The organism is Nonomuraea harbinensis (assembly GCF_019396385.1).
In the GTDB taxonomy this organism is placed as follows: Bacteria; Actinomycetota; Actinomycetes; order Streptosporangiales; family Streptosporangiaceae; genus Nonomuraea; species Nonomuraea ferruginea.
The window spans coordinates 161,465-175,115 of sequence record NZ_JAHKRN010000001.1 but is presented as its reverse complement, the minus strand read 5'-3'; the positions used below and the strand labels follow the sequence as shown (position 1 = coordinate 175,115).

Here is a 13,651-nt window from a genome sequence, read left to right as displayed (position 1 = left end):
CTGGGCTGTCCCGGCCGGCCTGTCAGTCGTCCGGCGGCGCGTTCTCCGCGTGCTTGCGCCACATCGGATAGGGCAGGCCGGCCGCCCGGTTGATGACGAAGCCCTGCAGGACGATGACGAACACCGCGACCATCATGATCAGCAGGTGTTCGGGGGTCCGTATCAGGCCCAGCGAGACGATCAGGGTGGTGGCGCCGGCCGGCGGATGCGCCGCCTGGAAGATCGGCATCAGCCCACAGGTCAGCCCGAGCGCGATGGCGCAGGCCAGGATCCGCTGCCAGTCGATCTTCTCCAGGTCGGGCGGCACTGCGAGCAGCCCGGTCACCGCCAGCGAGAACCATCCGGCCAGCAGGCCTATCAGGTGCCCGACCAGGGTGTTGTGCGGGGCGGACGCGGCGGCCAGCGGCGTGTAGAACAGCAGGAAGGCCGTGGGCCCGAGTGACGGGAAGACGAACGGGGCGTGGGTGTTGTAGGCGATGATCGCCATGAGGAAGATCGAGATGAAGCTGTTGACGCCCGTGTAGACCGAACGCACCGCCCACCTGGGATACCGGTCCTCCAGCGACTCCAGATAGTAGGGCTTCGCCTCGCGGGTCATACGTCGCTCCGCTTCCACCCCGGCCGGAGCGCCGCGGTGCCGATGTTGCGCGGGTCGCGGGCCCGGTAGACGATGTACGGCCTGAACAGGTAGTGCACGGGCGCGGTGAACGCGTGGACCAGCCGGGTGAAGGGCACGATCGCGAACAGCACCAGCCCGGAGATCGCGTGGATGCGGTACTCGATCGGCGTGCGCGCCATGAGCGCCACCTCGGGCTGGAACACGAAGAGGCTGCGCACCCAGGGCGAGACGTCGACGCGGTAGTTGTAGTGCAGCGTCGAGGCGTTGATCAGCGTGGTGGCCAGCCCGAGCGTCAGCGCCGCGACCAGGAAGACGTACATGAACTTGTCGTTGACGGTCGTGGCCAGGAAGACCGGCCCGGTGGTGCGCCGCCGCCAGACGAGCAGGGCGATGCCGGCGTAGGTGAGCACGCCGGCGGCGACGCCGAGCGAGATCGCCAGGAAGCTGTAGACGGTCTCGCTGACCCCGATCGCGGCCGTCCAGCTGTCCGGGATGAACAGGCCGAGCAGGTGGCCCATCAGCACGACGAGCAGCCCGATGTGGAACATCGGGCTCCCCCACCGCAGCAGCCGCGACTCGTACAGCTCGGACGAGCGGGTCGTCCAGCCGAACTTGTCGTAGCGGTATCGCCAGATGAGGCCGGTGACGAGGATCGCCACGGCGATGTAGGGCAACGCGCCCCACAGGAAGACGTCGACGGGTGAGATCACTTGAGACCCCCGGTGATGGCGAAGGGAAGCGACGAGGGGAGTCCGATGGTGTCCAGCCCGACCAGTTCGGGTCCGCCGCCGATCGGGCGGCGGGCCATCCGGGCGGCCTCCTCGGGGGTGCCGGGAGAGGCCCCGGGCAGCGTGCCGCACACCGCCTCCAGCAGTCGCGCGTACGGCGTGGCGGCTTTGACCAGGGCGAACCTCAGCAGTTCGAGCCCGGCCCGGTGCTCCTGGAGCAGTTCCGTGCCGTCCTCGCGCTCCAGGGTCGCGTACTCCAGGACGACGGGCAGGTAGTCGGGCAGTTCGTCCCTGCCCGGAGGCGTCAGGCCGTGCGCCCGGTAGCGCGCCTTGATCGCGGCGAGGGAGAACCCCCGGCGGCGGGTGTCGCCGTCGGTCCACCAGGTCAGGTGCAGCGAGCGGCGGTTGCGGACGTCGAAGACCGCCACGTAGTGCTCCTCGGCCCGCAGCGGCTCCAGGCCCGCCAGGTGCTCGGCGAACTCGGCGACGGCGGACACCGGCGGATGCGCGCCGGTCTCGGCGAGCGCGGCCCTGATCAGCGGCAGCCGGTCGAACAGGGCCCGGTCGGGGTAGCGCAGGCACATCCCGGCCGCCCGCCGCACCACGGCCACGCCGTCGGCGGACAGCCGGGGCCGCCGCGAGGTCCATGCTGGCTTCATCACGACTCTCCGCGCTCGCCTCGTTCGCTGATCTCGCCGGGTTCGGCGCCCAGGTCCTCGCCCCTGTCCACCTGACCGCCCCGGGCGCCGCCTTTCGCCCGGTACGGGAACAGCCCTTCGGGGAGGCCGCGGCCGTCCCAGTTGAGCAGGTTGATCCGGCCCTCGTGGCCGGAGGTGTCGGCGGCCGACTCCGAGGTCTGGCGCTGCCGCAGGACGTGGAAGGTCTCCACGGCCTGCGGCGCCGGCCGTCCGGACGCCTCGCCGAACGGCCCCGACGACTCGGTGCCGCCCATCCCCGGGCCGCCCTCGTAGTCGAGGCTGCATCCGCTCAGCGCGGTCTCCTCCAGGCTCCGTACGTCTCCGGCGGCGGCCGTCGGGATGACGTAGCGTTCCTCGTACTTCGCCAGGGAGAGCAGCCGGAACATGGCGTCCAGTTTCTCGACGTCGAAGCCGACCGAGGCGGCGATCTCCGGGTCGACCGGCTCGCCGAGGTTGATCCGCCGCCGGTGGGAGCGCATCGCGGCAAGCCGCCGCAGCGCCAGCTCGACGGGGGCCGGGTCGCCCGCGGTGAAGAGCTCGGCCAGGTAGGAGACCGGGATGCGGAGCGTGTCGATGGCGCCGAACAGGTTCCGGTAGTCCTCGCCGTCGTGGCCCGAGGCGGTGATCGCCTCCACCACGGGCGACAGCGGCGGCACGTACCAGACCATCGGCAGCGTGCGGTACTCCGGATGCAGCGGCAGCGCCACGCCGTAGGTGGCGATCAGGTCGTAGACGGGCGAGCGGCGGGCCGCCTGGATCCAGTCGTGCGGGATGCCCGCCGCCTCGGCGGCCCGCCGGACGTCCGGGTCGTGCGGGTTCAGGAACAGGTCGAGCTGCGCGGGGTAGAGGTCCTGCTCGCGCGGGGTCGCGGCGGCCGCCGGGGCCCGGTCGGCGTCGTACAGCAGCACGCCGATGTAGCGCAACCGGCCGACGCAGGTCTCGGAGCAGACGGTGGGCTGGCCGACCTCGATGCGCGGGAAGCAGAAGGTGCACTTCTCGGCCTTGCCGGTGCGGTGGTTGAAGTACATCTTCTTGTACGGGCAGCCCGTGACGCACATCCGCCAGCCGCGGCAGCGGTCCTGGTCGACCAGCACGATCCCGTCCTCCACGCGCTTGTAGAGCGCGCCCGACGGGCAGGACGCCACGCACGACGGGTTGATGCAGTGCTCGCAGATGCGCGGCAGGTAGAACATGAAGGTCTGTTCGAGCTCCATCCGCACCTTGTCCTGGATCCGCTGCAGGACGACGTCGTCGCCCTCGTGCTGCGGCATGCCGCCCAGGTTGTCGTCCCAGTTGGCCGACCAGGTGATGTTGTCCATCCGCTCGCCGCTGATGAGCGAGCGGGGCGCCGCCACCGGGAAGTCGTCACCGGCGGGGGTGTCGAACAGGGCGTTGTAGTCGTAGGTCCACGGCTCGTAGTAGTCGCGGATGTTGGGCAGCAGCGGGTTGGCGAAGATGCTCGCCAGCCGGCGCATCCGGCCGCCCGCCTTGGGCACCAGCCGGCCGCGCGCGGTCAGCTTCCAGCCGCCCCGCCAGCGTTCCTGGTCCTCGTAGCGGCGCGGATAGCCCTGCCCCGGGCGCGTCTCCACGTTGTTGAACCACACGTACTCGACGCCGGGCCGGCTCGTCCACGTCTGTTTGCAGGTGACCGAGCAGGTGTGACACCCGATGCACTTGTCCAGGTTCATCACCATGCAGATCTGGGCCATGACGCGCATCAGTACTCCACCTTCTGCGCCCGCCGCCGGATCACCGTGATCTCGTCACGCTGGGTGCCGACCGGGCCCATGTAGTTGGGGAAGAAGGAGAGCTGGGCGTACCCCCCGATGAAATGGGTGGGTTTGACGAGCACGCGGGTCAGCGAGTTGTGGATGCCGCCCCGCCGTCCGGTGGTCTCGCTCTTGGGGACGGCGATGACGCGGTCCTGGGCGTGGTGCATGTAGACCGTCCCGGCCGGCATCCGGTAGGACACGATGGCCCGGGCGACCACCACGCCGTTGCGGTTGACCGCCTCGATCCAGTCGTTGTCGGCGACGCCGATGGCCTCGGCGTCCTGCGGGCTGATCCAGATGACCTGACCGCCCCGCGACAGCGACAGCATGATCAGGTTGTCCTGGTACTCCGAGTGGATGGACCACTTGTTGTGCGGGGTGAGGTAGCGCACGGTCACCTCGCGCGCGCCGTCCGGGCCGAGGACGGGCTCGCCGAACAGCCGGTGCATGTTCAGCGGCGGCCGGTACGTCGGCAGGTTCTCGCCGAGCTCGGCGATCCAGTCGTGGTCCAGGAAGAAGTGCATGCGCCCGGTCAGGGTGTGCCAGGGCTTGCCGTGCTCGGTGTTGATGGTGAAGGCGCTGTACTGGCGTTCGGTGGTCTCGATGCCCGCCCATTCGGGGCTGGTGATGGTGGTCTGCGGGTGCGCCTGGGTGGCGGCGTAGGTGATGCGGCGGTCGGCGTCGGCGCGGGCCAGGCCGGCCAGCCCTTCGCCGGCGCCCACCTTCCGGGCCAGGGTGCGGAAGCCCTGGTCGGCGAGGCGGCCGTTGGTCGAGCCGGACAACGTCAGGATCGCCTCGCACGCCTTCTTGCCGGTGTCGATCAGCGGCAGGCCGTCGGCGGGACCGCCGCGCGCGACGCCGTTCACCTGGCCCAGCAGCCTGATCTCGTGATCCACCTGGTAGGTGACGCCCTTGCAGGGCACGCCCTCGGACGCGGCGAGCGGGCCGAGGGCGCGCAGCTGGGCGGCGATCGCCGTGTAGTCCCGCTCGACGACGGTCACGCTCGGCATGGTCCGGCCCGGGACCGGGGTCGATCCGTCGGCCCGCCAGTCCCGCGCCGCGCCCGTGGGGTTGCCCAGTTCGCCTGGTGTGTCGTGCTGGAAGGGCGTGGCCACCAGGTCGTACCGGGTGCCCAGATGCTCGCCGGCCAGCTCGGACACGCCGTCGGCGATGTCGTTGAAGATCTCGAAGTCGGTGCGGGCCTGCCAGGGCGGCTCCACCGCCGGGTTGAACGAGTGCACGTACGGGTGCATGTCGGTCGAGTTGAGATCGTGCTTCTCGTACCAGGTCGCGGCCGGGAGCACGATGTCGGACAGCAGGGTCGTGGACGTCATCCGGAAGTCCAGCGAGAGCAGCAGGTCGAGTTTGCCCTCGGGCGCGGGGTCGCGCCAGCGCACGTCGCGCGGCCGGACGTCCTCCGGCGCCTCGGTGGCCCGCAGGTTGCTGAGCGTGCCCAGCAGGTGGCGCTGGAAGTACTCGGCGCCTTTGGCGGACGAGCCCAGCAGGTTGGCCCGCCACGCGATGAGGATGCGCGGCCAGTTGCCCGGGTGGTCCGGGTCCTCGGCGCAGAACTTGAGCCGGCCCGCCGCCAGCTCCCCGGCGACGTGCTCGCCCGGGTCCCGGCCCGAGGCGCGGGCCTCGTCGGCCAGGTCCAGCGGGTTGCGGTCGAAGGTGGGATAGGACGGCATCCAGCCGAGCCGGGCCGACTGGGCCAGGATGTCGACCGCCGTCATCCCTTCGAAGCGTCCCTCGCCGAGCGGCGAGGCCAGGGCGTCGGCGCGGAAGTGGTCGTAGCGCCACTGGTCGGTGTTGAGGAAGAAGAAGCCGGTGCCGATCATCTGCCGGCTCGGCCGTTTCCAGTCGTTCGCGGTGGCCAGCGTGGTCCAGCCGGTGAGCGGGCGGCACTTCTCCTGACCGACGTAGTGGGCCCAGCCGCCGCCGTTGCGTCCTATGCAGCCGGTGATCAGCAGCAGCGTGATGAAGTTGCGGTACGTGGTCTCCGAATGGAACCAGTGGTTGGTGCCGGCGCCCATGAGGATCATGCAGCGGCCGTCGGTGCTCTCGGCGGTCATGGCGAACTCGCGGGCGATCCGGATGGCCGCGGCGGCCGGCACCGAGGTGATCGTCTCCTGCCAGGCCGGGGTGCCGGGCGAGGCCGCGTCGTCGTAGCCGGTCGGCCAGTCGCCGGGCATGCCGTCCCGGCCGACGCCGTAGCGCGCCAGCATCAGGTCGTACACGGTCGTGACCAGCGGCCCGCCGGGCGTCAGCCGTCTGGCCGGGACGCCACGCTTGAGCACCGCCCCCGAGCCGTCGGCGGTGTCGAACCGGGGAAGCAGCACCTCGGCGCCCACGGCGTCGGGCAGGCCCTGCAGGGTGAGCCGGGGCAGGACGTCGCCGAGGTCGAGGTTCCAGCGTCCGTCCTCGTGCGACCAGCGGTCGGCGACGGTGCCGGAGGGGACGACCACGTCGCCGGTGGCCTCGTCCAGCAGCACGGTGCGCCATTCGGCGTTCTCGGCCGCGGCGTGCTCCCCGCCGAGGTCGGCGGCGCGCAGGAACCGGCCCGGGACGTACGCGCCGTCCTTCTCCTCCAGCCGGACCAGGAACGGCATGTCGGTGAAGCGGCGCACGTAGTCGAGGAAGTACGGCACCTGCCGCTCGACGAAGCACTCGCGCAGGATCACCTGGCCCATCGCGTGGGCCAGCGCGCCGTCGGTGCCGGGATGGGGGTGCAGCCAGTCGTCGGCGAACTTGCTGTTGTCGGCGTAGTCGGGGGAGACCACGACCACCTTCTGGCCGTTGTAGCGGGCCTCGACCATCCAGTGCGCGTCGGGCGTGCGGGTGACGGGGACGTTGGAGCCCCACATGATCAGGTAGGCCGCGTCCCACCAGTCGCCGGACACCGGCACGTCGGTCTGGTCGCCGAACACCTGCGGGGAGGCCACCGGCAGGTCGGCGTACCAGTCGTAGAACGACAGCGCCTGGCCGCCGATCAGCGACAGGAACCGGGTGCCGATCGCGTGGGACAGCATCGACTGGCCGGGGATGGGGGTGAACCCGGCGATCCGGTCGGGGCCGTGCTCCTTGATGGTGTGCACATGGGCGGCGGCGATCATCTCCAGCGCCTCGTCCCAGGTGGTGCGCACCAGCCCGCCCTTGCCGCGCGCCTCCTGGTAGCGGCGCCGCCGCTCGGGGTCGCCCACGACGTCCGCCCAGGCCAGGACCGGGTCGCCGAGCCGCCTGCGGGCCTCGCGGTACATCTCCACGAGGACGCCGCGCGCGTACGGGTAGCGCACCCGGGTCGGGTGGTAGGTGTACCAGGAGAACGCCGCCCCACGCGGGCAGCCCCGGGGCTCGTACTCGGGACGGTCGGGGCCGGCCGTCGGATAGTCGATCTCCTGGGTCTCCCAGGTGATGATCCCGTCCTTGACGTACACCTTCCAGGAGCAGGAGCCCGTGCAGTTCACCCCGTGGGTGGACCGCACGATCTTGTCGTGCGACCAGCGGTCGCGGTAGAAGACCTCGCCCGCCCGTCCGCCCCGGTAGGACACGTCCCTCAGGTCGTCTGAATAGACGCCCCGGCTGAAGAAGTCTCCGATCCGCAGGAGGGCCCCTGTGGCTCCCTCCTTGGGTTCCTCCGCCGTTCGCTCGTTGACCATGTCGTGTATCTACCAACGGTGACCGTGAGCAACCGATCGAAACCTTATGCGCAGAGTAATGACTCGATTCCGGAGAGTCCGCTCAGGCGGTCGCGTTAGCGCCGCCCCGCGGAGGGCAGACGGCGGATCCACAAGAGACCCGTCCCGAGGGAGCTCCTATGAACACCCCCCGTACAACCGGCACCCGGACCCCCGTGCAGTTAGCGGCACTCGTCACGGGAGCCGTGTTCCTGCTGGTCGGTGTGCTGGGGTTCGTTCCCGGCATCACCACGGACTACGACCAGCTCCAGTTCGCCTCGCACGACTCGGAAGCGATGCTCCTGGGCGTGTTCCAGGTGTCGATCCTGCACAACATCGTGCACCTGCTGTTCGGGGTCGCCGGCATCCTGCTCGCCCGTACGGTGTCGGGCGCCCGCAACTTCCTCGTCGGCGGCGGCGTCGTCTACCTGCTGCTGTGGATCTACGGCATGCTGGTCGACCACGACAGCGCGGCGAACTTCGTGCCGGTCAACAACGCGGACAACTGGCTCCACCTGGTCCTGGGCGTGGGCATGATCGCCCTGGGGCTGCTCCTGGCGCGACGCCGCCCGCACGCCGTCCGCTGACCACCCGCCGTTCCGGCCTCAGGACCCGGTCTCGCGGCCCCGGGGCCGGAACGCGGGCACCGCGCGCGACAGCGCCCAGCCGACCGCGCCCACGACCAGCCCGACCATGACCCCGGTGAACACGCTGCTGCCGAACGCGAACGTCCGCATCAGCGCCTCCTCCGCGCCGGGCGACAGCCCGCCCGCCAGGTTGCCGCCCAGCCGCGGCGCGTCCTCACCGAACGCCGACGACCAGAGCAGCTGGTGGGTGATCGCCAGCAGCACCCCGTAGGCGCCGCCGATCGCCAGCAGCGTCAGGAACGGGTTCGGCACCCGCCTCCACAGCACGACGCCCAGCCAGATCGCGACCGGCAGGAACACCAGCACGGCGTTGACGACGGGGCCGACCAGCCCCAGATCGTGCGCGATCACCCGCGGCACGCCGAGCGCGGCCAGCCCCGCGACGGCGAGCGGTGACATTCCGAGAGAGTTCGTCTTCCTCATCGTCCGACGGTAGGAGCACGGCTCGGCGCGCGGCGTCGCCCCGCGGTTGTCTCCCCCGTACGCGCCCGCGAGTACGGGAACGCGGGCCCCGTAGGCAGAAAGATGTACGCGCCTCTTCGGCCATGAGCAGGATGCGACGACGGAGGCCGCTCGGCCAGGATCGGTGACATGATCACCGGCCTGCTGCTCACCCTGGCCGCCCTCGCGATCGTCGACAGCACCAGCTTCGGCACCCTGGGCATCCCCGTCTACCTGATGGTGGCGTCGGAGCGCGGGCAGGTGCCGCGGCTGCTCCTCTACCTGGCGACGGTGGCGGTGTTCTACTACCTCGTCGGCGTGGGCCTCATGCTCGGGTTGTCCACAGCCATGGAGAACTTCGGCGACGCACTCCACAGCGAGGCCGCGTACTGGGTGCAGCTCGTGCTCGGCGTGGGCCTGTTCGCGCTGAGCTTCCGCTTCGACGGCAAGCGCGGCAAGGGCCCGCGGCTGGAGCCGCGGATGGGCGGGCCGCGGGCGATGGTGCTGCTCGGGCTGACGGCGGGAACGCTGGAGGTGGCCACCATGGTGCCCTACCTCGCGGCCATCGGGATCATGACGACCGCGGCGCTCCCCGCCGGTCAGTGGTTGCCGCTGCTCGCCGCGTACGTGGCCCTCATGTTCGTGCCGGTGCTGGCGCTGCTCGGGCTGCGCGCGACGGCCGCGGCCTGGGTGGAGCCGAAGCTGGTACGGCTCCGCGCCTGGCTGGCCAGGCACGCGGCGTCGGCGGTGGGCTGGACGCTGGGCATCGCCGGCTTCCTGCTGGCCCGCGACGCCGCGGCCTTCCTGTTCTTCTCCGGAGGGTGAGATCAGGCGCTGGCCGCGCCGTCCACCACCAGGTCGTGGCCGGCGACGAAACTCGACCGGGCTTCGGCCAGCCAGAGCACGGCGGCGGCCACCTCGTCGGGGTCGGCGACGCGGCCGAGCGGCATCGACGGCGCGAGCCTGGCGTCCCGCTCGGCGGGGGTCTCGCCGGGCAGGAAGCTCATGGTCGTGTCGGTGGCGCCGGGGCTGACGGAGTTGATGCGGATGCCGTCGGCGGCGTACTCGAGCGCGGCGGCCTTGGAGAGCACGCTGACGCCGGCCTTCGAGGCGGCGTAGGCGGCCAGGCCCGGGATTCGGCGGTGCGCGCCGATGTTGGAGGCCACGTTCACGATCGATCCGCCGCCGTGCTCCTTCATGTACGCGATCTCGTACTTCATGGAGTGGAACACGCCCGTCAGGTTGGCGCCGAGCAGGGCCGCCCAGCCGGCGGGGTCCAGGTCGGCGAGCGGGCCGGGGCGGCCCAGCACGCCCGCGTTGTTGACGGCCACGTGCAGGCCGCCGTGCCGGTCGGCGGCGGTGGCGACCATGCGGGCGCAGTCGGCGGCGCTGGAGACGTCGGCGGCGATCCAGTCGGCGGCGAGCCGCTTGGCCGCGTCGGCGAGCCGCCCCTCGTCCCGCCCCGTGATCACGACGGTGGCGCCTTCGGCCGCGAACGCCCGGGCGATCGCGTAGCCGATGCCGGAGGAACCGCCGGTGATGAGAACGACCTTGCCCTGCATGGCAAACCCCTTTATCGAGAATGATCGGTCTATAATTTGAGCATGAAAAAAGGCCGCGTCAGCCCAGCACGGCCAGCGCCTGGTCGGCGGCGTCGTCCAGCCGGGCGGCGCCGCCGGGAGTCCGGCCGAGCACCCGCATCCCCTGCATGAGCACCAGCAGCATGCGGGCGACGGCCCGCGGGTCCTTGCCCGGAGCCAGCTCGCCCTGGGCGCGCGCCCTGGTCAGGGCCGAGGTCAGCACCGTCTCCAGGTGGCTCCAGCTGGCCTCCACGAACGCGGCCGCGGCCGGGTCGCGCGGCGCCAGCTCGACCGCGGCGTTCACGACCATGCAGCCCCGCCGGTCGTCGCCGCCGGACTCTTCCGCGTACGTCCTGATCAGCGCGCGCACGGCCGGCAGCACCGGGCCGGGCTGGGACAGCGCGTCCAGGACGGCCGGGTCCATGTTGTGCAGATAGCGCTCCAGGGCCTTGAGGTAGAGCTCGCGCTTGCCGCCGAACGTGGCGTAGATGCTCGCCCGCGCTATGCCCAGGTGGGCCACGAGGTCGGCCATGGAGGTCGCCTCGTAACCGCGCTCCCAGAACAGCTCCAGCGCACGCTGCAGCGCCGCGTCGGGGTCGAACTCCTTGCTCCTCGCCATACCGGAGAACCTAGCTCTATCCAGAACGATCGGTCAAGTTGAGCAACCGGAGTGTGGCCTCCCGCTCATGGGCCGCCCCGATCCGCCCCCACATCTCCGCCGACTCGCCCAACGCCTCCCGGTCCCCCCACAACCGCCCTTGGGCCCGCTTCAGGCAGGCGGCGGCCCACGCGTTCTCCTCACCCGCCGCCTTCGCCGCGGCCACCCGCTCAGCGGCATCCGGCTCCCCGCGGACCACGGCCAACTCCGCCACCGCCGCGATAGCGTACCTCCCGAACATCCCACCGCCACCCTCTCGCCCTGGGCCGTCCGCCGGCGGCGAGGTGTGCGCGAGGGCGAGGTCGGCTTGGTGGATGGCGAGGCGGGCGTCGATGAAGGTGATCAGAGGGGCGTAGCGGGAGGCCGGGCCGATGTGGCCGACGGCGATCGCGCGGGCCCGCCACGCCTGGCATGCCGTGTCGTCCCCGCGCAGGCCGTGGGCCAGTGCCACCATGCCGAGGGCGGGAGCCATCCACCGTCCGGGCGGGGCGTCCACGCGCGCCTGGCCGTCCACCATCTCGGCCGCCCGCGCCAGCGCCTGGTCGAAGTCGCCCGCGAGCACCAGCGGGGGCACCAGCCTGCTGCCGGCCAGCGCGGGATGGCTGCCCGTGACGTCGTCGTCCGCCGCCATCCGGGCCGCTTCCAGTGCCCCGTGCAGGTCGCCGACGGCGACGGCGAAGAAGGACGCGGTGTGCAGCGCGTCGACGATCTCGATACCGGTCCGCGGGTCGTCGCCGTCCATGGCGGGCAGCAGCTTGAGCCGCTCCCCTGCCAGCCGGTACGCCTCCCTGGCCCGTCCCCCGCGGTCGGCGGCGCAGATGACGGCGTCCAGCGCGGAGCTGGTCAGCACCGGGTCCCCGGTGGCCCGTGCGGCCTCCAGCGCCCGCCCGGCCACGTCCGGCCGCCCGGTGCTCCAGGCGCGCGCCGCCGCCACGTGCGCGGCCACGTACGGATCGTCCAGGTCTCCCGCCGCGGCCGCCTCCGCCGGCAGCGCCCGCACCCGCTCCTCCTCCGGCTCGTCGTCGAACCCGAACCCCGGATGCCTCTCGGCGATCACCGCCGCCCGCGCCAGCGCCACCGCCTGGGCGTTCCCATCTCCGGCCGCCCGCGCCCTCTCCGCGGCGCCGAGCTGCAGCCGATACGCCTGCCCCGCACGCGCGAACGCCAGCGCGCACTCGGCGGCGTCGGCCAGATCCCGCGCCGCCTCCCCATCCCCAGGAGCCAGCACCGCCGCCTGCTCATAACGCGCGACAGCCTCCCGCAAAAACCTCCGCCCATACGTCAGCCCCGCCAACCTCCTAGCCAGCCGATGCGCCTCCCCACCAACGCCCACCACACCCGACCCGTCAGCGCCCGCGCCGGTTGCCCCATCCGCAGTCCCCGCCGCGAACGTCACCTCGGGGGACGGGAGGGCGGCGGCGTCAGCGGTCGTCGCGGTGGCGAGGGCGGCTCGCAGGTCGTCGGCCACCGCGTCGAAGCGGCCCCACCAGGCGGTGTCGGGGTCGTCCGCACGGGCGGTGGTGAGCGCGTCGGCCGTTTCGACCGCCCAGGCGAGGTGACGCCGCCGGGCGTCCGGGAGCTCGCCGCTCTCCTCCAGGCGTTCGGCGGCGAAGGCGCGGACCGTTTCCAGCAGGCGCCAGCCGCCGGCGTCGCGACGGTGGACGACCAGGCTCTTGTCGACCAGCCTGCCCAGCACGTCGGCGGCGGCGCTCCGGCTGCCGCCCGTCACGGCCACCACGGCATCCAGGCCGAACCCTCCGGCGAACACCGCCAGCCGCCGGAACAGGGCGCGCTCGTCCGTCTCCAACAGATCGTGGCTCCAGCCCAGCACGGTCCGGAGCGACCGGTGCCGGCGGTCGCCGCCACGCCCGCCCGCCAGCAACCGCAGGTTGTCGTCGAGCGCCGCCAGCAGACCGTCGGCTCCCAGCGCGGCCCCCCGGGCGGCGGCCAGCTCGATCGCCAGCGGGAGCCCGTCGAGCCGGGCGCAGATGCGCGAGGCGACGTCCCGCCCGGCGGCGAACCCGGCGGCCCCGGCCCGGTCGAGGAACAGCTCGACCGCGTCGGACCCCGGCGGCAGCGGCTCGACGGAGACGACCCGCTCCCCGGGGACGCCGAGCCGCTCGCGGCTGGTCACCAGCGCCCGGGTGGCAGGACAGACCGCCAGCAGCCGGTCCACGAGCGCGGCCACCGGATCGAGCAGGTGCTCGCAGTTGTCCAGCACCAGCAGCGCGCGCCCGCGCCCGAGCCGGTCGGCGATCGCGTCCTCCAGCGGCTGCCCCGGCCGCTCCGCCACGCCGAGCGCCGCGGCCACCGCCTCCGCCACGAACCCGTCGCGCACCGGCACCAGGTCCACGAACGCGCCGCCGTGCGGGAACGACGGCGCCGCCGCCCCGGCGACCGCCACCGCCAGCCGGGTCTTGCCCACCCCGCCGGGCCCGGCCAGCGTCACCAGGCGGGAGGACTCGAAGGCCGCGATGATCTCCGCGCGCTCCGCCGACCTCCCCACGAAGCTCGTGCGCGCCGCCGGCAGCCCCGCCAGCTCCCCCGTCCGGCTCTGCCGGGCGAGCGCGGCCAGCTCCTTGCGGTCGGCGGCACCGTGCTTGCGCAGCAGCGACGAGACGTGGCTCTCGACGGTGCGGACGGAGATGTGCAGGCGGGCGGCGATCTGCGCGTTGGTGAGGCGGTGCCCGAGGGCCGCGAGCACCTCGGCCTCGCGCTCCGACATCCCTTCACCCGCCACGGCCCCATCATCGCCCACGGGTGCGGGTGGGCGGTGAATCCGTGGTGGATCCGTGGTCTATACGGATGCCCCCGCGGGCGTGCCGCAGGAGTCT

11 protein-coding genes are annotated in these 13,651 nt (G+C 72.3%); 2 read left to right on the top strand and 9 right to left on the bottom strand.

The annotated features are described in order from the left end of the window. Positions 1-22: 22 nt before the first annotated feature. The 5 genes from KME79_RS00810 to KME79_RS00790 are packed head-to-tail and all read right to left on the bottom strand — an operon-like array spanning position 23 to position 7,473. Positions 23-598, bottom strand: coding sequence for an HPP family protein (locus KME79_RS00810; RefSeq protein ID WP_219542872.1), 576 nt, complete (start codon positions 596-598; stop codon positions 23-25). Next, the gene (gene narI, locus KME79_RS00805) at positions 595-1,329 is read right to left on the bottom strand and encodes a respiratory nitrate reductase subunit gamma (RefSeq protein WP_219542871.1); all 735 of its coding nucleotides are present in this window, start codon (positions 1,327-1,329) and stop codon (positions 595-597) included. The genes KME79_RS00810 and narI overlap by 4 nt, the downstream gene beginning before the upstream one ends. Beyond that, positions 1,326-2,006 carry a nitrate reductase molybdenum cofactor assembly chaperone gene (gene narJ, locus KME79_RS00800; protein ID WP_219542870.1) on the bottom strand — a complete coding sequence of 227 codons (681 nt, stop codon included), beginning with the start codon at positions 2,004-2,006 and terminating at the stop codon, positions 1,326-1,328. Before narJ ends, narI begins: the two co-directional genes overlap by 4 nt. Further along, positions 2,006-3,763 carry a nitrate reductase subunit beta gene (gene narH / locus KME79_RS00795; RefSeq protein WP_219542869.1) on the bottom strand — a complete coding sequence of 586 codons (1,758 nt, stop codon included), beginning with the start codon at positions 3,761-3,763 and terminating at the stop codon, positions 2,006-2,008. Before narH ends, narJ begins: the two co-directional genes overlap by 1 nt. Then, a complete protein-coding gene (locus tag KME79_RS00790; RefSeq protein ID WP_219542868.1) occupies positions 3,763-7,473 on the bottom strand; it encodes a nitrate reductase subunit alpha in 3,711 nt (1,236 codons plus the stop codon). The genes narH and KME79_RS00790 overlap by 1 nt, the downstream gene beginning before the upstream one ends. Positions 7,474-7,631: 158 nt before the next feature. On the opposite strand from KME79_RS00790, the gene KME79_RS00785 reads away from it, so the two are divergent. Beyond that, entirely contained in the window at positions 7,632-8,078 is a 447-nt protein-coding gene (locus KME79_RS00785) for a DUF4383 domain-containing protein (RefSeq protein ID WP_219542867.1), read from the top strand. Between the two features lie 18 nt (positions 8,079-8,096). Here KME79_RS00785 and KME79_RS00780 read toward each other — a convergent pair whose 3' ends face one another. Then, complete coding sequence (locus KME79_RS00780; protein WP_219542866.1) at positions 8,097-8,561, bottom strand: hypothetical protein; 465 nt, start codon at positions 8,559-8,561, stop codon at positions 8,097-8,099. Positions 8,562-8,729: 168 nt separating this feature from the next. On the opposite strand from KME79_RS00780, the gene KME79_RS00775 reads away from it, so the two are divergent. After that, a complete protein-coding gene (locus tag KME79_RS00775; RefSeq protein ID WP_219542865.1) occupies positions 8,730-9,404 on the top strand; it encodes a GAP family protein in 675 nt (224 codons plus the stop codon). 2 nt (positions 9,405-9,406) lie between these two features. Here the strand turns inward: KME79_RS00775 and KME79_RS00770 are convergent, their stop codons facing one another. From KME79_RS00770 to KME79_RS46060, 3 genes are read right to left on the bottom strand one after another with little or no spacing between them, the layout of a single operon-like run. Then, a complete protein-coding gene (locus KME79_RS00770) occupies positions 9,407-10,141 on the bottom strand; it encodes an SDR family NAD(P)-dependent oxidoreductase (RefSeq protein WP_219542864.1) in 735 nt (244 codons plus the stop codon). Between the two features lie 58 nt (positions 10,142-10,199). Then, entirely contained in the window at positions 10,200-10,778 is a 579-nt protein-coding gene (locus KME79_RS00765; RefSeq protein ID WP_219542863.1) for a TetR/AcrR family transcriptional regulator, read from the bottom strand. A 16-nt stretch (positions 10,779-10,794) separates the two neighbouring features. Beyond that, complete coding sequence (locus KME79_RS46060) at positions 10,795-13,557, bottom strand: ATP-binding protein (protein WP_219542862.1); 2,763 nt, start codon at positions 13,555-13,557, stop codon at positions 10,795-10,797. Positions 13,558-13,651: the final 94 nt, after the last annotated feature.